The organism is Variovorax durovernensis (assembly GCF_977011995.1).
On record NZ_CDRNCW010000001.1, the window covers coordinates 783,625 to 801,800 of the forward strand.

Here is an 18,176-nt window from a genome sequence, read left to right on the forward strand (position 1 = left end):
AAGGGAATAGCATGCGCACGCTGGGTACACACCATTCGTCCTATGAGAGCTTCTCCGCTGCGTTGCCGCGGCGTCGCATCGCCGTTCTTGGCCTTGCTGCAGCGGGTCTTTCGCTCATGGGATGCGCGAGCAAGCCGGTGGTGACGACCGTCGCGGTCTCGCTCACGGCGGGCCCCGACGCCAACCCCGATGCGCGCGGACGTGCCTCGCCGCTCACGGTGCGGGTGTATGCGCTGAAGTCGCCCGGCGCGTTCGAGGGCGCAGACTTCTTCTCGCTGTTCGAGAAAGACCAGGCCACGCTCGGCGCCGAACTCGTGCAGCGCGAAGAAGTGCTGCTGCGGCCCGGCGAAAGCAAGAAGCTCGACTTCAACCTGCCACCCGACGCCAAGGCCATCGGCGTGATGGCGGCGTTCCGCGATCTCGACCGCGCGCGCTGGCGCGAGGTGCGCCCCGTCACCACCGGCAAGGCGCAGTCGCTCGACGTGCTGCTCGGTGCGCGGCAGATGCGCATCGACGCGAAGTAGCGCCATCGGCGGCCTGCCTGCTCAGGCCGTGGCGCCTGCGGGCGACGGGCGGCCCGGCCGCACCAGTGGCTGATCGGCCGGCAGGAAGCGGCCGAACAGGTCATCCACGAAGGCTGCTCCCACACCGTGCGAAGGCGATGCCGCAGCCGTCAGGTAGAGGCCGCGCCAGCGCGGCGCGCGCGTGCCCTTGCCGTGGTTCTCGAGCAGCACCTGTGCGAAGGTGCGCAGCCCGGGCTGCAGCGCGCGTACCGCCTCCACGAATTCATGCACCGCGAGCCGGTCCGCGGCGCTGGCCTGCCGGTGCAGCAGGCTCATCCGCAGCGCATGCAGGTGCCGTGCGAGCGGATCGAACACCGCATCGAGCCGTTCGCGCGGCGGCGTGGCGATGACGGCAGAGGCGTCGGTCAGCCGATGGCCCACGGCCTGCGAAAGCACCTCGGGAGGCAATGCGCCGCGCAGCACCGCATAGCCCGCGAGCTGTTCGAGCCCGGTGACGACGAGATACGTGGGAATCTGCAGGCGCAGGGTGTCGCCGGTCTCGTCGAGCAGCCGGCGCATGCGCGCGGCCAGGGCCGCGAGCTCGCTCTCGTCCGCATGCAGCAGGTCGCGCGCGGACACGCACGCGACCATGCCGTTGAGCGGCAGGCGATGGCGCCGCTCGGCCAGTGCCAGCAGCGACTGGAGCCACAGGCCGCGCTGCGCTGGCGTGTCGGCGGCCTCGCCGACCGTGCAGGAGGGAATCTCGATGGACACGGTGGCGCCGGTCAGCCACCAGTGCCACCAGGCGTCGGCCTTGGCTTCGCGTGCCTCGTGCGCGGACAGGCGTTCGCCATGCGCCGCCGAAAGCAGGCCGGGCAGGTTGGCGGCGGCATCGCCGAAGAACAGGAACCATGGAACAGGCGCGCGCGGGCGGCTGCGCTTCACGGCCTGCTGTGCCTGTGCCATGCCTTCCCTGAGTGCGGCGGCGGCCAGCTCCGTGTCGCCGGCTTCCGAGGCGGGGGCGCCGAGCGCCTCGATGCGCCGCTGCAGCGCGCGGCGCCGTGCTCCGCGTCCGGCATCGCGCACCACGCTGTACAGCAGCGCGAAACCTGCGAGGCACAGCACCAGCAGCAGCCAGAAGCGATGGTCGTTCGGGAGCATGGCGGTCATCGCGACACGGTCTCCAGGAACACGAAGTCGGCGATCAGCCGGTCGCTGTTCTTGCCGGCCGCAACGGTCTCTCGCAGCCGCAGCAGGTAGTCGGACGCGAGTTCGAAGGGCGGCCGGTCGGCGGTTTCGGTGAACGGCGTCGGCGCCGAGAGCACGGTGATCAGCACGCTGCCGAGGGGCGGGCTCACGAGCCAGCTCGAAGGGATCTCGCGTCCCAGCGTCAGTGTTTCGCCCGCTTGCAGCCTGGTGGGCGCCTGCCCGGCGTTGAGGTGCATGACCGCGCCGTCGGCCGTGTAGTAGTCGACCCAGATGTAGCTGTCATGGCGCGGCGCCACCACCTGCACGCGCACCGGGTCGCCTTCGCGCAGCTTGCCTTCGAGCGCGGAGGGCGAGTCGATGTCGAGCCCGTAGGCCCGCTCGCGGTTGCGCGCCTGGTAGGGCTTGATGATGGCGAACACCTCGCAGTGCGGCCACACGCGCAGGCCGACGTCGAAGCTCGGCGATTTCACGCCGGGCACCATGATCACTTCGCGCTCCACCCGCGACAGGTCGCCGGGCAGCGAGACGAAGCCGGAAACGCGCGTGCGGCCCTCCGTGTCCACGGTGGCCGTGAGGTCGGCACAGGCGAAAGTCTGCAGGTGCTGCTCGATGCGCTGGCTCAGCCCGGAGCCGGCAGTGGGCGGCCCGGTGGACCACAGCCACAGCAGGTAAAGCAGCGGCAGCAGCAGCGCGAGCGCCGCGCCGGCGCGCAGCAGCGCGCGGTCGCGCCGGTGCGTGTCGTTGGGGCCGCGCGGGTCGGGCACGCTGTACGGCTGCGGCGTGATGCGGTCGTGCGCCAGGCTGTCGGCCGCGAGCGGGCGCAGCTGCAGCTGGCGGCCGTGCAGGTCCTTGAGTTTCCCGAGTTCGCCCTGGTCGCCGTCCTCGAAGTAGTACTGGCCCTTGAAGCCCAGCACCAGCGCGTGCCAGTAGACCTCGCGCACGTCGTTGTCCTGCGCGCCCAGGGCCGACAGGTGGTGGAAGAACTCGCTGTGCGCGTTGTTCGAGTTGAAGAGCTGCGCCTGCAGCGGCGAGGGGCCGTTGCCGGCACTCGCGCCCGCCGTTGCTTCCGGGTGGCGCGCGAGGATCTCGTCGATCCACGCCACCATCGCGAATACTGCCGACTCGACTTGCGGCGCGGGCTTGCCCGCAGCCGCGGCTTCGGCGCGAGCGGTGTCGAGCAGCTGCATGGCCTTGCGCTGCACCGCCGCGAGCGCGGGCATCGGGCGCCCGGCGGCGACCGATGCATCGAGGGCGAGGCCGTATGCGATGAAGCCGGAGAAGCAGTCGAGCAGGCGAGCCATGGAGGTGCCTGCTCAGGCGTGCATTGCGAAGGATGCCTTGTACCGGCGTCTGCAGCGATGGCACATGCCTATGTCCCCGGTTCCTTCGAGTAGGCTTTCATTGTTTCAAAGGGGCCGGCGGGGGCGCCATACCGCTTGGGGCCTATGCCGTTGGTGGGGCCGTGGCCTTGCTGTGAGGGGAAATCACCGGTATCTTCTGCACCCGGTAGTTCAACGCGTGCTGGGGCACGGGAAAAAAGACATGAAAATCCTGATCGCCGACGACCACCGGCTCGTCATCGAGGCGGTCAAAGCCAAGTTGTCGGAGCTGGAGCCCGGCATCGAGTTCGTTCTGGCGATGAGCGTCGACGAGCTGCTTGCGGGTGCTTCCGACGACCTCGACCTGGCCCTGATCGACCTCAACATGCCCGGCGCCGACGGGCAGGCGCACATCGACGAAATCCGCCAGCGCCATCCGGCCTTGCCCGTCATGGTGCTGTCGGGCTACGAAGACCCGGCCATCATGCGCAGCGCGCTGGAGCGCGGCGTGCTCGGTTTCATTCCCAAGGCCTATTCACCCGAGGTGATGCTCTCGGCGGTGCGGCTGGTGCTGGCCGGCGGCGTGTACGTGCCGCCGATGATGCTCACCGCGCTGCCGCCCGGCATCGTGGCGGGCGTGGCACCGCAGGCGGTCGAGACGCCGTCGCGCGGCGGCGCCGGCAGCCAGACGCTGGAACACCTTCGCAACGTGCTGACCGAGCGGCAGGTCGAGGTGCTGCAACTGCTGTCGCAGGGCAAGCCCAACAAGCTGATCGGGCGCAGCCTGGGCATCAGCGAAGGCACGGTGAAGATCCACCTGGCCGCCATCTTCCGCGCGCTGAACGTGCGCAACCGCACCGAGGCGGTGGTGGCGGCGCAGGCACTGACCGAAGCGCAGCAGGCCTAGGCTGCGCGCAACTCAGGGGGCGGTGCGGTATCGGCGCTGCCGCGCAGTCCCTCTTTTCTCTGCGCAATGGCTTGGGCCAGAAACTCGGCATCGCGCGCCACACCCGAGAAGCGACCCGACCCCCAGGTGTGCAGCCAGGGCAGCCCCAGAAAGTACAGCCCCGGCTCGTTCGTTACCCCGCGCAGGTGCACCGGCGCGCCGCGCCCGTTGAACACCGGTGCATCGACCCATGCGAAATCCGGCGAGAAGCCGATGCACCACACCACGCTGGTGATGCCCGCTGCGGCAAGGTCGAGCCGCGTGCGTTCTTCCTGCGGCTCCCATACCGGCGTGTAGACCGAAGGTGGCGGCGCCTCGATGCCCTGCGCGGCGATGTGCTTGTCGATCGATGCGTTGATGCGGTTGTAGGTGCCGTCGGCCTGGTCGAGGTTGTCGCGCAGGTTGGGCTGCAATTCGAAGCTGCCGTCGTCGAAGCCGCTCAGCAGGCCGTATAGCTCCATGCCTTCGAGCGCGAAGCGCCGCAGGTCGATGTCGCGCCCGCCGTCGCGGCCGGTCACGTAGTGGTTGGTGTTGTCGCGCACGCCTTCGCGCAGCGGATGCTCGGTGACGGGCATGTCGTAGTACTTCATGTCGGCGAGCCAGTCGACCACCTCCCGGCCGCGATAGAAGCGCGCGCAGCGCGGTGCGTTGCCGGTGGCCAGGTGCACCTTGCGGCCGGCCAGGTGCAGGTCTTCGGCGATTTGCGCGCCCGACTGGCCGCAGCCCACCACCAGCACCGCGCCCTCGGGCAACTGCGCCGGGTTGCGGTACTGCGCCGAGTGGAACTGCGCCACGCCCGCAGGCAGCTTCTCGGCCAGGCGCGGCACGATGGGGCGGTGGTAGCCGCCCGAGGCCACCACCACCTGGTCGGCGGTGTAGAGGCCGGCGTCGGTCTGCACGCTGAAGCGCCCGCGCTCGCCGTCGCGCGATACGCGTTCGACAGTCACGCCCTCGATGGCCGGCGCCTTCACGTGCTCGACGAAGCCCGCGAGCCATTCGTTGATCTGGTCCTTGACCATGAAGCCGTGCGGATCGCCGCCGGTGTAGCCCCAGCCCGGCAACTGGCACTGCCAGTTGGGCGTGACGAGGCAGAACGAGTCCCAGCGCTGCGTGCGCCAGGTGTGCACCAGGCTGCGCTTCTCGATCACGAGATGGTCGATGCCGCGCTGCTGCAGGCAGTGGCTCAGCGACAGGCCGGCCTGGCCGCCGCCGACGATGACGACGCTGTAGTGGCTGCGTCCGCCGTAGGGATGTGACATGGGGTTCTTCTTTCTCTGGATGTGGGGAACGCGTCAGTCGATGGCGACGACGGTGACATGGGGGGCGGCGGTGGCCGCGAAGCGTGCGGCTGTCAGTTCGATCTGCGCGAGCTGGTCCATCGCCTGCGAGCATGCAAAGCCGTACTTCGCGCGCACGCGCTCGGAGGCCTGGCCCAGGGCATCGCGGGTGCGTTGCATGAAGTCGGCGAGGGCATAGCGCTCGCCGGGCGCGAGATGCTCCCGTACCACGCTGGAGGGCGAGTAGCAGCGCGTCTCGCTGGCGTCGGGCCAGCGCACGCGGAAGTGGGTCACGGGCATGCGGCGGCCTCCGCTTGCAGGCTGGGCGGCTGGATGAACGCGTCGCTGCCGAAGTCCCACAGCAGCGCCTCTTCGCCTCCGGCGCGCAGGCGCACCTGCCGCGTGGCATCGACCTCGCCGATCACGCCGCAGGCGATGTCGCGCGCGGCAAAGCGCGCCATCACCGAAGCCACCTGCGCGGGCGCCACGCTGAGCACGAAGCCGTAGCTCGGGAACGACGAGAGCCAGCGCAGCAGCGGCACGCCGTCGGGCCGTGGCAGCGCATCAAGGTCAATGCGCGCGCCCACGCCCGAGCATTCGAGCAGCATCATGGCCGTGCCTACGGCGCCGGCCATGCTGATGTCCTTGGCGGCGCCGCACAGGCCGTCTTCGGCAATCGCCGGCAGCAGCTCGAGGTCGGCGCGCAGCCGCGCGGCGGGCGCGCGGGTCGATGCGTTCCAGTACGGAAAAGGCTCTTCGTAGGCACCGCGCAGGTCGGCCGCCATCACCAGCAGATGCCCAGGCTTCGCGTCGAAGCTGGTGAGCAGCCGGCGCGCATGCCCGAGGATGGCAACCGCCAGTTGCGGCCGCTCGCTGCGGTTGTTGCTGTGGCCGCCGACGATGGGCACGCCGTAGCGCACGGCGGCTTCCGCCATGCCGCGCAGAACGTCGTCGGCGGGGCTCATGCCAGTGCTCCACAACGCATCGACCACGGCGGTGGGGCGCCCGCCCATGGCGTAGATGTCGCTCACGTTGACCATCACGCCGCAGTAGCCGGCAAACCACGGCATGCGCACGATGAAGTCTTCGACCAGCCCTTCGATGGCGAACAGCAGGTAGCCGCCGTGGCCGTCCGGAATGGCCGCGCAGTCGTCGCCGATGGGCACGGCCTGCGCGAGCGCGGCATGGCCGCCGGGCAGCGAACGGCCGAGGGCAGACACCACGTCGCTGATGTCGCGCTTGTGGGCGAATCCGCGCGTGGCGCGCAGGGCCTCGGCGATGTCGTGGACGTGCTGCGTCATGCCGCCACCTTGGCGCGGGTGACGAAGCCGCTGACGGGATCGTGGCAAGGCGGATACCACGCAAGGTCGGCCTGCATGCGCGCATGCGGACGGCCATGCACGCTGGTTTCCTCCAGCGTCGTCCAGCCGAGCTTGTTGAACAGCGGCACGTTCTGCATCTGCACCTGCGCGAAAAAGGTCTCGCAGCCCAGTGCGTGGGCACGCGACACGGCCAGCCGGATCAGCGTGGCGCCAAGGTGCCCCTGGCTGCGGAAGGCGGGGTGCACGGCCAGCCGCGAGCCCCACCATTCGCCTTCGGCCTCACCGCGATGGATGCGCACCGTGCCCACCACCTGCTCGGGCATGCCGCCGTTGCATGACATGGCCACCAGCAGGCGCGCGTGGTCGTCGATGGCGTCGCGGTCGTCGCGCACGAAGATGCCTTGCTCGATGCAGAACACCGCGCGGCGCAGCGCCATGGCTTCGTCGCGCTCCCATTGCTGGGCGGCTTCGCGCACCAGGTATTCGACGGGCGCGTAGTGGTCCGCCATCTCGCAGAGGTCGTCGATGCACAGCATGGTCAGCTTTCGCTTTCTTTTTCGTATATCGACAGCGACGAGCACGCGCCGCACTTGCCGCAGCCGGCCTTGATGTCGGCCGAGCGCAGGCCCGCCGCCACCACGCGTTCGCCCAGCGGCGCGAGCAGCGACTTCATGAACTCCGGCGTGGGAGCCGGATGGTCTTCCAGCGGCGTGCCGCTGATCGGCACGAAGGGCACGACGAAGGGATACACGCCGCGCGCCAGCAGCTGGTCGCAGGTGTCGAGGATGGCTTCTCGCGTGTCGCCCAGCCCGGCCAGGATGTACGTGCTGACCTGCCCGCGCCCGAACACGCCCACGGCTGCCTCGAACGCGCTCATGTAGCGCGAGACGGGCACGCTTGCCTTGCCCGGCATGATGCGTTCGCGCACCTCGGGCGTGACCACTTCGAGGTGCATGCCCAGCGTGTCGATGCCGGCGGCCTTCATGCGGTGGAACCACTGGTCGTCGTCGGGCGGCTCGCACTGGCCCTGGATGGGGATGTTGACTGCGGCCTTGATGGCGAAGGCGCTCTCGCACAGCACCGCGGCGCCGCGGTCGGTGGCGTTGGGCGTGCCGGTGGTCATCACCATGTGCTTCACGCCGTCGAGCAGCACGGCGGCGCGCGCCACTTCGGCGAGCTGCTCGGGCGTCTTGCGCGCGACGGTGCGGCCGGCCGCGAGCGACTGGCCGATCGCGCAGAACTTGCAGCTCTTCTTGCGGCTCTCGTAGCGGATGCAGGTCTGCAGCACGGTGGTGGCCAGCACGTCGCTGCCGTGCAGCGTGGCGATGTGCGAGTAGGGCACGCCGTCGAAGGTCTGCATGGCGTAGAAGCGCGGCTGCTTCGGAAAGCTGATGCTCGCGATGGGAATGCTGCCGCGCATCACGCGGCTCATGCCGCTCGCGTCCGGCGCCTCGGCGGTGAAGGGCGAGTGCCAGGCGGTGGACGTGTGCACCGGCACCATGATCGTGTGGCCGTCGACCGTCACGGCCTTGTGGTCCGAAGGGCCAGCGCCGCCTCGGCGGCTCGAGACGCCGGCCGACGGATCAACCAGCCGCAACCCGAAGGACTGGAGCTCGGTCATCAGTTGCCGGCTGTCCTGCTGCTGCGTCGTCATGGGTCTTGTGGTCATGGTCGGGGCTCCGTTGGGCGAAAGGTTGCGTGAGGTGCATGGGCACGGTGGTCTGCGCCGGGCGGTCGTTGATGGCGAGCGACAGCAGCTCGGGCCGCGCGTAGTGGCCGACCGAGTCCATCATTCGCTTGCGCTTGGCGATCAGCGCCATGTCGAGGTCGGCCACCACCATGCCTTCGCCCTCGGTGAGCGGCGGCGCCAAGTGCTTGCCCTCGGGCGAAACGATGGCCGTGTGGCAGCCGCCGCGCAGCGCCTTCTGCAGTTGCGCATCGGGCGTGACCGAGCGGATCTGCTCGTCGGTGAGCCAGCCGGTGGCGTTGACCACGAAGCAGCCCGACTCCAGCGCGTGGTGGCGGATGGTCACTTCCATCTGCTCCGCGAAGATCGGGCCGACCAGCGAGCCGGGAAATTGCGCGCAGTGGATCTGCTCGTGCTGCGCCATCAGCGCGTAGCGCGCGAGCGGGTTGTAGTGCTCCCAGCAGGCGAGCGCGCCGACGCGGCCCACGGCGGTGTCGACCACCTTCAGGCCGGCGCCGTCGCCCATGCCCCAGACCATGCGCTCGTGATAGGTCGGCGTGATCTTGCGGCGCTTGAGCACCAGCGTGCCGTCGGCGTCGAACACCAGCTGCGTGTTATAGAGGCTGCCGTTGTCGCGCTCGTTCACGCCGAGCACGACCACCATGTTCCGTGCGCGGGCCCTTTCCGCCACGGCCTGCGTGACCGGGCCGGGCACGACCACCGCGCGCTCCGCCAGCCGCAGGTGCGGCGCGCCCTGCAGCACCGGCGGCAGCACGAAGCTGAAGTAGGGGTAGTAGGGCACGAAGGTCTCGGGAAAGACCGCGAGCTGCGCGCCCTTGGCAGCGGCCGCGTCGATGGCGCTGCACACGCGCTCCAGCGTGCCGTCGGGCCGCTCGAAGTCGGGTGCGATCTGGATCGCCGCCGCCCGAACGGTGGTGGGTGTGGATGCCATCGCCGCGCCTTCGCTCACAGTGTCCAGGTGTCGAGGATGACGGCGCCGGCCTTCTTGTGCAGCAGCACGAGGTCGAGCACGTCGAGCGGGTTGATCGGCGTGATGCCTTCGATCAGCGCGCCTTCGCCGTGGCCGTACAGCGCCTGCAGCGCGAAGCGGCAGGCGTAGACCTTGCCGCCTTCTTCCATGAACTTGACGATCTGCTTGTTGAAGTTCTGGTGGCCCGGGAAGGCCTCGTCGCCCAGCGTGGGAAAGCCGCGCTGCACGCCCAGCGTCACGCCGGGGCCGTACAGCAGGACCGAGGTCTCGTAGCCCTTGCGCCGCAGCCGCGTGGCCTGCAGCAGGTTGACGAAGCCGATGGAGCCTTCGAAGGCCACGGTGTGGAAGGTGACGAGTGCCTTCTCGCCGGGCTCGGCCTTGACGTCTTCGAACACCTTCTCTTCGTAGTCGACGAGGTACTCGCCTTTTTCGTTGCGGGGGCGGGTGACTTTGGGCATGTGGGACTCCGGTTGGGTGGTTGGACACGCAGGTCTTGCGTGCCTTCCTCTTCGCAGGCGATGTGCCAGCGTTCGCGCGGCTGTGTGCAATCAAGTCGCGATCAACGCGCAGCGGCGCGGGCCGCAAGCCGCAAAAATTTTTTTGGACAAGTGCAAGGGCCGGCCGGCGGCCGGGCCGGGCGGCTCGCCGCGCACCGGCAAGACGCATGCGCCGTGCGATCAATGCACCCGATCAATGGGGTTGATCGCACCTGATCGAAGCATCCGGGCCCTCTGGGGCGGGCGCGAATCCTGCGTGTTGATCGGTGGCCGGATGCAATCAATGAATGCGATCAACTTCGCCGGAGCCCCCCGATGACCACCATCACCGCCCACTGGCGCAGGCAACTGCGCAACAGCGCCCGCCCGGCCTACCTGCAGCTGGCCGAGCTGATCGCCGACGACATCAAGACCGGGCGACTCGGCGTGCGCGACCGGCTTCCCACGCTGCGAGAACTGGCTAACGACCTGGAGCTGAACTACACGACCGTGGCGCGCGGCTATGCCGAGGCGCGCAAGCGCGGGCTGATCGATTCGCGCGCGGGCACGGGCACCTTCATCCGCTCGGGCAGCCCGAGCCTGCGGCTGCGCGGCGGCAGCGGCGCCGAGATGACGATGAACATGCCGCCCGAGCCCGACGACGAGCACCTGATGGCGCGGCTGCACGACAGCGCGAGCCGGGCCTTCGCGCAGGCCGACTTCCACGACCTGCTGCGCTACCAGGACTTCGGCGGCACCCCGCACGACCGCGCCGCCGCCATGCACTGGCTGCGGCCCTTCGTGCCCGATGCAAGCGTCGACCGCATCCTGGTGTGCCCGGGCATCCACGGCGTGCTGACAGCGCTGTTCTCGCAGCTCGCACGGCCGGGCGAACTGGTGTGCGTGGAGTCGCTCACGTACCCCGGCGTGAAGGCCATCGCGGCGCAGCTGGGCGTGCAGCTGCATGCGCTGCAGATGGACGACGACGGCCCCATCGCTGACGCCTTCGAGCACGCCTGCAAGACGCTCAAGCCCAAGGCGCTGTACTGCAACCCCACGCTGCTGAATCCGACCTCGGCCACGGTGTCGCGCGCCCGGCGCGAGGCGCTGGCGGACGTGGCGTTGCGCTACGCGGTGCCGATCATCGAGGACGACGCCTACGGCATGCTGCCGCGCCAGGTGCCCGCGTCGCTCGCCACGCTGGCACCGGGGCTCACCTACTACGTGAGCGGATTTTCGAAATGCTTCGGCGCGGGGCTGCGCAGCGCGTATGTGTGCTCGCCGACGGTGGTGCAGTCGCAGCGGCTGGCCGGCGCAATGCGCGCGACCACGGTGATGGCCTCACCCATCACCAATGCGCTGACGACGCTGTGGGTGGAAGACGGCACCGCCGAAGAAATGCTGCAGGCGGTGCGCGCCGAGTCGATGGCGCGGCAGGTGCTCGCCACGCGCTACCTGGGCGCAAGCGGCCTGCAGGCGCATCCGGAGGGGTTTCATGCGTGGCTGCCGCTCACGCCGGGCTGGAGTCCGGTGGAGTTTGCGTCCTACCTGCGCACGCAGAACGTGGGCGTGGTGGCGAGCGCGGCCTTTTCCACCGACGGCGATCCGCCCGATGCGGTGCGCATCTGCCTGGGCGGGCCGATGTCGCGCGAGCAGTGCGATCAGGCGCTGCGGCTCATTGCGGACACGCTGGCGCATCCGCTGCATCCGCATGCCACGCTGCGCTGACCGCCCGCTGGCGCAGGCGAGGGCGGTTTCAGCGCTTGGCGAACACGCCGCTCCATGCGAACACGGAGTTGGGTGCGTTCACATGCCGCAGGCTGGGCACGGGGCGCGGCTGCGGCTCTTTCTTGCGGGGGGCTTCCTCTTCGACGCGTACGCCCTTGGCCAGCTGGTCGTCGACCAGGCTCTGCAGCGTGACGGAGTCGAGGAACTCCATCACATGGTGGTTGGCGGATGCCCAGAGCGCGTCGGTCGAGTAGCAGCCGGAATCGCCGGCTGCGGCGCTCGTGCCGGCTTTGTCGCGCGGCGGTGCGGCCTCGACCTCCGGTGTGGCTTGGCCGTCGACCGAGAACAGGATGTCCGCAACGGTGATCTCCGACGCCTTGCGCATCAGCGTATAGCCGCCGCCCGGGCCTCGGGTCGCCTTCACCAGCCCATGCTGGCGCAGTTTGCTGAAGAGTGCCTCCAGCGACGAGCGGGCAATGTGTTGGCGCTTGGCGATGGACGCCAGGGCCACGGGGCCGGCCTGCTCGCGCAGCGCGACATCGATCATGGCCGTCACGGCGAAGCCGCCCTTCGTCGTCAGACGCATGGAGTGTTCCTCATGGATGTGTCTGGAATACAGACATTGAATGAATGGCTGTCTTGCGCGTTCGCGGAAGACAGCGCCGGAACGTAGGTGTCCGAAAGCCCCGAAAAGTTTCCGGAATGCTTCTTAAGCTTCTTCAGGTTTGGATGTAACCAACGGTTCGTGCGTCAGTGGTTTCCGGCGATCGGGGCTCGCCCATCATTTCGCGCAGGGTGGCTTCGATCATGCGGGACATGGCGTCCAGGGCCAGGTCGTTGGGCTGGGTGCCGAAGGGTTCCTCGATTTCCGCGCCCAGTGCCTCGAGTGCGAAGAAGGTGTATGCGACGAACGCGACCACCACCGGCGTCATCGCGCCGATGGCATCGACCAGGCCGAAGGGCAGGAGCACGCAGTAGAGATAGATGGTGCGGTGGATGATGACGGAATAGGTGAAGGGGATCGGCGTGCTGGCGATGCGCTCGCAGCCGCCCAGTGCCTCCGTCAGCCGCCCCAGCGGAATTTCCATGGCCTGCGCGAGCATCGGGTCGAGCCGGCCGCTCTTGCGCTGGTCGCGCAGCCATTCGCCGACCATGAGCAGCAGCATGGCCGGCTTGAAGCGCGCTGTGCGCAGGCGCTCGCAGTCTTCGGGCGGCAGCAGTCGTGCGAGGTCGGTGGAGGGATCGGTGCCTCTCAGCTGATGGCGCAGCGCATGCACGAAGGCGATGAGGCGCGTGGCCGCCACGCCGGCGTGCGCGGTGGAGTCGGAGTGGGCGTCAGAGTCGCCCAGTGTCAGCGCCTGGCGCACCAGCGAGCGCGTTTCATTGAGCAAGGTGCCCCACAGCGTGCGGGCTTCCCAGTAGCGCGAATAGCTCGTGCTGTTCCTGAAGCCCAGGAAGATCGCCAGCGTGAGGCCGATGAGCGAGAAGGGCACGAAGTTGAGAGGCACCTTCCATTGAAAAAGCCGCCCGTGCAGCACCGTCACCAGCACCGCGAAGGCGGTGGTCCACAACAGCTGCGGCACGATGTCCGGCAGAACCGAGCCGCGCCACACGAAGAGCATGCGCAGCCAATGAGGGCGGGGTCGGACGATCATCGGTCGGCCATTATCCCCGCGTGCTGGCGCCAGGCACCCCCGGACCACAGAATGGCGCTCTCATCAACACCCCCGAGGCATTCGCCGATCCACACACCATGTTGATCTACGCAATCCAGAGAGTTGGCTACGACTACAAGCAGACTGACCCGCAGGGAGAGACGAACCTGATCGCCTTCATGGCCGCCATCGACGCCTTCCCGTGGACCGAGCAGCTCGCGCAATGGGACGATCAGCAGGACGGCCCGCTGCCGACGATGGTGCTGCAGAACGGGCTCGATCAGCGGGAGCTCTGGATCTCGGCGCTGGGCGACGAACGCAACCGCAGCTACCAGCTGCAGTCGGTGTCGATTCAGATGCGCAAAGGCTTCTTCGGCAAGGCGAAGCCGGAGCAGGACGCGGCGGTCGTGGACGAGTGCAGCCGCGCGGAGGTCGATCGCCTTTGCGAACTTTTCTGCGACGGCCAGTACGAGGTTTTCGATCGCGAGGTGGCAAGGCTCGCCGCGCGGGAAAGCGGCGACTGAGAGCGGCGGCGCGGCTCGCGCGCTTTTTCTTATCTATTCTTCTTATTCAATTAGTAGTAATAGATAAGGGTAGACACTCGCTGTGGACAGCGCGCTTTTTTCCATGGCTGACAACGACTTGCCATGCCGGTGTCACTGTGTGCTCCCGTGTTTTCCGGCTGCCCGGGAACAGGAACAACTCGAGGCCGGATGCGCCCGCTGTGGATAAGCGGGGCCTTGTGCCTGAACTGTCCCCAGGGTTTTCCCGGAGAGGTGGCTCTGATATGTTTTGAACGCCATCCCTCTCCATCCGCAACTCCATCGGTTTGTCTTGAACTCCATCAGCTTCCACCCCAACCGCTTCGACGCCGCCATCGTCGACCTCGACGGCACCATGGTCGACACGCTCGGCGACTTCGCCGCATCGCTGAACCGCATGCTGGCCGATCTTTCCTTGCCCGCGGTCGCGCCTGCTGCGATCGAGCGCATGGTGGGCAAGGGGTCGGAGCACCTGATCCATTCCGCGCTCGTGCATGTGATGGCGCCCACCGAAGGCGATGCCGCCGAAGCAAAGGCGCGCGCGTTGTTCGACCGCGCCTGGGAGCGCTATCAGCATCACTACCTGGCGGTGAACGGCCAGCACTCGGCCGTGTACGCGGGCGTGATCGACGGCCTGAAGGCATTGCGCGCCCAGGGACTGAGGCTGGCCTGCCTCACGAACAAGCCGACGTCGTTCGCGAAGCCGCTGCTGGCCGAGAAGGGGCTCGACGGATTCTTCGAACTGGTGTTCGGCGGCGACGCCTTCGAGCGCAAGAAGCCCGATCCGCTGCCGCTGCTGAAGACCTGCGAGGCGCTGGGCACGGCGCCCGCGCGCACGCTGATGGTGGGCGACTCGAGCAATGACGCGCGTGCCGCGCGCGCCGCCGGCTGCCCCGTGGTGCTCGTGACCTATGGCTACAACCACGGCGAGCCGGTGCGGGCGGTGGATGCCGATGGCTTCGTGGATTCGCTGGCCGAACTCGCGGCCGCCTGACTACTGCTTGCCGAGCAGCGCGTCCTTCAGCTTCCAGTCGGCCGGATTCGGCCCCAGCCAGATGCGCAGGAGGGCGTTGAAGAAGGCCGGCTCCTTCACCGGGTCGGGCTGCGGCACCCCGCGCACGGTGATCACGGTGCCTGTGCCGGGCACCCAGTCGATGTTGAAGGTGTCGCCGGTCTTCAGCTGCTTCTGGTCCGCGAACATCTGGCCCATGCGCAACAGGCCCGGAATGAGGTTGACCATCTCGCTCTTGGGCGAGTTCTCTTCCACGCCCTTGGTGAAGAGCTTGCCGAGTTCGTTGGCGTCGATGTCGCGCAGCATGGTGATGGCCACGCGCTTGGGGCCCGGCGCGGCCAGCGCCTCTTCAGGCGTCGACACTTTCTTGCCCACATACAGCCCCGCCGTGTAGACCTTGAAGATGGCCTTGTAGCGAATGCCCGCGCCGTTGAGCTGCAGCGGACTGCCATGCAGGTCCATGCGGTCTTCGAGCTTGACGCCGGCCACGTCGACCTGGGCCGCCGCGGCGCCGAGCGCGGCAGTGGCAAGGCAGGCCGCCAGGGCGAGCCGGGAGAACGCGGTCGGGAGCGAAAAAGCTGGCACGGAAGGTCTCCTTGTTATTTTGCGAACGGTCGTGCGAATGTATCTTTTTGTTTTACGGCCAGCCTCGGGGGGAACCCTGAAGCCGCCCTGGAACGGCTGTTGTCGTGCGAACCGGCGTTTTCGTGGGCTAAACTCGGCTTTCCATGTTCGTTCATCACATCAATCAAACAGGTGAAGGCAGCCGGGGAGCCTGGCCCTGGCGTAGCCATACTTCGCTGACTGTTTGATTGCACGGCGCACGCCGTGCGCCCGCGGTTCCGGATCGACACATACTCGACGACGCCGGACCACCCGTGAATGACCTTGCCCCCGGCCAAAGGAGCGCCGGCTGGCAATTGGAGAACGAACCCGTGATTACCGAACTTGAATTCAAGAGCCTCAGCGCCCAGGGCTACAACCGTATTCCGCTGATGGCCGAGGCCTTCGCCGACCTCGAGACGCCTCTTTCCCTCTATCTCAAGCTCGCCCATTCGCAGGGCGGCGGCAAGCACAGCTTCCTGCTCGAATCCGTGGTGGGCGGCGAGCGCTTCGGGCGCTACAGCTTCATCGGACTGCCCGCAAGGACTTTGCTGCGCGCCAGCGGCTTCGGCGCCGAGGCCGTCACCGAGGTGGTGACCGACGGGCAGGTGGTGGAAACCGTCAAGGGCAATCCGCTCGACTTCGTCGCTGAATACCAGAAGCGCTTCAAGGTGGCGCTGCGCCCGGGCCTTCCCCGCTTCTGCGGCGGCCTCGCGGGCTACTTCGGCTACGACACCGTGCGCCACATCGAGCGCAAGCTCGAAAAAAGCTGCCCGCCTGACACGCTGGGCTGCCCCGACATCCTGCTGCTGCAGTGCGAAGAGCTGGCCGTCATCGACAACCTGTCGGGCAAGCTCTACCTCATCGTCTATGCCGATCCGAAGCAGCCCGAGGCCTATGCCGTGGGCAAGCGCCGCCTGCGCGAACTGAAGGAAAAGCTCAAGTACTCGGTGAGCGCGCCCATCGTGAAGCCCACGCAGCCGCATCCGCCCGAGCGCAGCTTTGCCAAGGCCGACTACCTTGCGGCCGTGGAGCGCGCCAAGGAAATGATCGCCGCCGGCGACTTCATGCAGGTGCAGGTGGGCCAGCGCATCAGCAAGCGCTACACCGAGTCGCCGCTGTCGCTGTACCGCGCGCTGCGTTCGCTGAACCCGTCGCCCTACATGTACTACTACAACCTCGGCGACTTCCACGTGGTGGGCGCGTCGCCCGAGATCCTGGTGCGCCAGGAGAACACGGGCGACGGCGAGCAGAAGATCACCATCCGCCCGCTGGCCGGCACGCGTCCGCGCGGCGCCTCGATCGAGCTCGACAAGGCCGCCGAGGTGGAACTCATCAACGACCCGAAGGAGCGCGCCGAGCACGTGATGCTGATCGACCTTGCGCGCAACGACATCGGCCGCATCGCCAAGACCGGCACCGTGAAGGTGACCGAGGCCTTCGCGGTGGAACGCTACAGCCACGTGATGCACATCGTGAGCAACGTCGAAGGCACGCTGAAGGACGGCATGACCGCCATCGACGTGCTGAAGGCCACGTTCCCGGCCGGCACGCTGACCGGCGCCCCCAAGGTGCATGCGATGGAACTGATCGACCAGCTGGAGCCCACCAAGCGCGGCCTCTATGGCGGCGCCTGCGGCTACATCAGCTATGCGGGCGACATGGACGTGGCCATTGCCATTCGCACCGGCATCGTGAAGGACCAGATGCTGCACGTGCAGGCCGCGGCCGGCGTGGTGGCCGACTCGGTGCCGGAGCTCGAGTGGAAGGAAACAGAAGCCAAGGCGCGCGCACTCCTGCGTGCCGCCGAACTGGTCGAGGAAGGCCTGGAATGATGAGCAACGCACCCGATATTCAGAACGACTTCTCGCACGAGATCATCGGCGCCGCCGTCGAGGTGCAGCGCGTGCTCGGCACGGGGCTCGACGAAGCGGCCTATGCCGCGGCGCTGGCCATAGAGCTGGCCGAGCGCGAGATCGGCTTCACCCGCGACGTGGCGCTGTCGGCCAGCTACAAGGGCCGGTCGCTGGGCGAGGTGTACCGCGCGGGCTTCGTGATCGAGCAGTCGGTCATCGTCGAGCTCAAGGCGGTCGATGTGCTTGCCGACCTGCATCGCGCACAGGTGCTGGCCGCGCTGCGGCTGTCTGGCCTCAAGCTGGGCCTCCTGATCAACTTCAACGTGTTCCCCGTCGTCAAGGGCGTCCACCGGATTGTGAGCAAGCCATGAAACTGCTGATGATCGACAACTACGACAGCTTCACCTACAACATCGTCCAGTACTTCGGCGAGCTGGGTGCGGACGTGCAGGTGCACCGCAACGACGAGATCACGGTGGGGCAGATCGGCGAGCTGATCGCTTCGGGCGTGACGCGGCTGGTGGTGTCGCCCGGACCTTGTTCGCCGGCGGAGGCGGGCGTGTCGGTGGCGGCCATCGAGGCCTTCGCGGGCAAGCTGCCCATTCTTGGCGTGTGCCTGGGCCACCAGGCCATCGGCGCGGCCTTCGGCGGCAAGATCGTGCGCGCGCAGCAGCTGATGCACGGCAAGACCAGCGAGATCACGACCACGCAGGAAGGCGTGTTCGCGGGGCTGCCGCAGAAGTTCACCGTCAACCGCTATCACTCGCTGTCCATCGAGCGCGAGAGTTGTCCCAAGGCACTGGCTGTCACCGCCTGGACCGACGACGGCGAGATCATGGGGGTGCGGCACACCGGATTCGCGCACGACGTGCGCATCGAAGGCGTGCAGTTCCATCCCGAATCGATCCTCACCGAGCACGGCCACGCCATGCTCAAGAACTTCCTGGACTAGCAGCATGGCTCTCCCCCAGGCTTCGCGCACTTCGTGTCGCTTCGCCAACCCACTCGCCGGGGGCAATACCGGCGGCCCGGCAGAGCCGGTTCCGCGGT

At 68.0% G+C, this 18,176-nt stretch carries 20 protein-coding genes; 8 read left to right on the forward strand and 12 right to left on the reverse strand.

Annotated elements, in window-relative coordinates; translation table 11 throughout:
* Positions 1–11: 11 nt before the first annotated feature.
* Positions 12–524, forward strand: coding sequence for a type VI secretion system lipoprotein TssJ (gene tssJ / locus ACWV14_RS03540; protein WP_454902629.1), 513 nt, complete (start codon positions 12–14; stop codon positions 522–524).
* 21 nt (positions 525–545) lie between these two features.
* Here tssJ and ACWV14_RS03545 read toward each other — a convergent pair whose 3' ends face one another.
* Both ACWV14_RS03545 and ACWV14_RS03550 read right to left on the reverse strand, forming a co-directional pair.
* Complete coding sequence (locus ACWV14_RS03545) at positions 546–1,673, reverse strand: type VI secretion system protein (protein ID WP_454902630.1); 1,128 nt, start codon at positions 1,671–1,673, stop codon at positions 546–548.
* On the reverse strand, positions 1,670–3,013 hold the full coding sequence (locus tag ACWV14_RS03550) for a DotU family type IV/VI secretion system protein (protein WP_454902631.1): 1,344 nt from the start codon (positions 3,011–3,013) through the stop codon (positions 1,670–1,672). Before ACWV14_RS03550 ends, ACWV14_RS03545 begins: the two co-directional genes overlap by 4 nt.
* 241 nt (positions 3,014–3,254) lie before the next feature.
* On the opposite strand from ACWV14_RS03550, the gene ACWV14_RS03555 reads away from it, so the two are divergent.
* Entirely contained in the window at positions 3,255–3,938 is a 684-nt protein-coding gene (locus ACWV14_RS03555; RefSeq protein ID WP_454902632.1) for a LuxR C-terminal-related transcriptional regulator, read from the forward strand.
* Here the strand turns inward: ACWV14_RS03555 and ACWV14_RS03560 are convergent.
* From ACWV14_RS03560 to ACWV14_RS03590, 7 genes are read right to left on the reverse strand one after another with little or no spacing between them, the layout of a single operon-like run.
* Positions 3,935–5,236, reverse strand: a complete 1,302-nt coding sequence (locus tag ACWV14_RS03560; RefSeq protein ID WP_454902633.1) for an MSMEG_0569 family flavin-dependent oxidoreductase — start codon at positions 5,234–5,236, stop codon at positions 3,935–3,937. The two genes, ACWV14_RS03555 and ACWV14_RS03560, sit on opposite strands and share 4 nt — an antisense overlap.
* Before the next feature lie 33 nt (positions 5,237–5,269).
* Positions 5,270–5,554: an MSMEG_0570 family nitrogen starvation response protein gene (locus tag ACWV14_RS03565; RefSeq protein WP_454902634.1), complete on the reverse strand. Its 285-nt coding sequence runs from the start codon at positions 5,552–5,554 to the stop codon at positions 5,270–5,272.
* A complete protein-coding gene (locus ACWV14_RS03570) occupies positions 5,545–6,555 on the reverse strand; it encodes a sll0787 family AIR synthase-like protein (protein WP_422088489.1) in 1,011 nt (336 codons plus the stop codon). The genes ACWV14_RS03565 and ACWV14_RS03570 overlap by 10 nt, the downstream gene beginning before the upstream one ends.
* Complete coding sequence (locus tag ACWV14_RS03575; protein ID WP_454902635.1) at positions 6,552–7,112, reverse strand: MSMEG_0567/Sll0786 family nitrogen starvation N-acetyltransferase; 561 nt, start codon at positions 7,110–7,112, stop codon at positions 6,552–6,554. Before ACWV14_RS03575 ends, ACWV14_RS03570 begins: the two co-directional genes overlap by 4 nt.
* Positions 7,113–7,114: 2 nt before the next feature.
* Entirely contained in the window at positions 7,115–8,197 is a 1,083-nt protein-coding gene (locus ACWV14_RS03580; RefSeq protein WP_454906000.1) for an MSMEG_0568 family radical SAM protein, read from the reverse strand.
* Positions 8,160–9,215, reverse strand: coding sequence for a Nit6803 family nitrilase (locus ACWV14_RS03585; protein WP_454902636.1), 1,056 nt, complete (start codon positions 9,213–9,215; stop codon positions 8,160–8,162). The genes ACWV14_RS03580 and ACWV14_RS03585 overlap by 38 nt, the downstream gene beginning before the upstream one ends.
* Before the next feature lie 14 nt (positions 9,216–9,229).
* Positions 9,230–9,712, reverse strand: a complete 483-nt coding sequence (locus ACWV14_RS03590) for an MSMEG_0572/Sll0783 family nitrogen starvation response protein (protein ID WP_081268458.1) — start codon at positions 9,710–9,712, stop codon at positions 9,230–9,232.
* A gap of 354 nt (positions 9,713–10,066) precedes the next feature.
* Here ACWV14_RS03590 and ACWV14_RS03595 point away from each other — a divergent pair, with 354 nt between their 5' ends.
* A complete protein-coding gene (locus tag ACWV14_RS03595; RefSeq protein WP_454902637.1) occupies positions 10,067–11,458 on the forward strand; it encodes an aminotransferase-like domain-containing protein in 1,392 nt (463 codons plus the stop codon).
* A gap of 28 nt (positions 11,459–11,486) precedes the next feature.
* Here ACWV14_RS03595 and ACWV14_RS03600 read toward each other — a convergent pair whose 3' ends face one another.
* Both ACWV14_RS03600 and ACWV14_RS03605 read right to left on the reverse strand, forming a co-directional pair.
* A complete protein-coding gene (locus ACWV14_RS03600; RefSeq protein ID WP_454902638.1) occupies positions 11,487–12,044 on the reverse strand; it encodes an Rrf2 family transcriptional regulator in 558 nt (185 codons plus the stop codon).
* A 133-nt stretch (positions 12,045–12,177) separates the two neighbouring features.
* Entirely contained in the window at positions 12,178–13,113 is a 936-nt protein-coding gene (locus tag ACWV14_RS03605; protein ID WP_454902639.1) for a bestrophin family protein, read from the reverse strand.
* A 98-nt stretch (positions 13,114–13,211) separates the two neighbouring features.
* Here ACWV14_RS03605 and ACWV14_RS03610 point away from each other — a divergent pair, with 98 nt between their 5' ends.
* Together ACWV14_RS03610 and ACWV14_RS03615 are read left to right on the forward strand one after the other, a co-directional pair.
* Positions 13,212–13,637, forward strand: coding sequence for a hypothetical protein (locus ACWV14_RS03610; protein WP_454902640.1), 426 nt, complete (start codon positions 13,212–13,214; stop codon positions 13,635–13,637).
* 310 nt (positions 13,638–13,947) lie between these two features.
* Positions 13,948–14,649: a phosphoglycolate phosphatase gene (locus ACWV14_RS03615; RefSeq protein WP_454902641.1), complete on the forward strand. Its 702-nt coding sequence runs from the start codon at positions 13,948–13,950 to the stop codon at positions 14,647–14,649.
* On the opposite strand, the gene ACWV14_RS03620 is transcribed toward ACWV14_RS03615, so the two are convergent.
* A complete protein-coding gene (locus ACWV14_RS03620) occupies positions 14,650–15,252 on the reverse strand; it encodes a chalcone isomerase family protein (RefSeq protein ID WP_454902642.1) in 603 nt (200 codons plus the stop codon). It abuts the gene before it with no gap.
* A 350-nt stretch (positions 15,253–15,602) separates the two neighbouring features.
* On the opposite strand from ACWV14_RS03620, the gene trpE reads away from it, so the two are divergent.
* The 3 genes from trpE to ACWV14_RS03635 are packed head-to-tail and all read left to right on the forward strand — an operon-like array spanning position 15,603 to position 18,078.
* Positions 15,603–17,105, forward strand: coding sequence for an anthranilate synthase component I (gene trpE / locus ACWV14_RS03625; protein ID WP_454902643.1), 1,503 nt, complete (start codon positions 15,603–15,605; stop codon positions 17,103–17,105).
* A complete protein-coding gene (locus ACWV14_RS03630) occupies positions 17,105–17,497 on the forward strand; it encodes a GxxExxY protein (protein ID WP_454902644.1) in 393 nt (130 codons plus the stop codon). The genes trpE and ACWV14_RS03630 overlap by 1 nt, the downstream gene beginning before the upstream one ends.
* Complete coding sequence (locus tag ACWV14_RS03635; protein ID WP_454902645.1) at positions 17,494–18,078, forward strand: aminodeoxychorismate/anthranilate synthase component II; 585 nt, start codon at positions 17,494–17,496, stop codon at positions 18,076–18,078. Before ACWV14_RS03630 ends, ACWV14_RS03635 begins: the two co-directional genes overlap by 4 nt.
* The last annotated feature ends 98 nt before the right edge of the window (positions 18,079–18,176 follow it).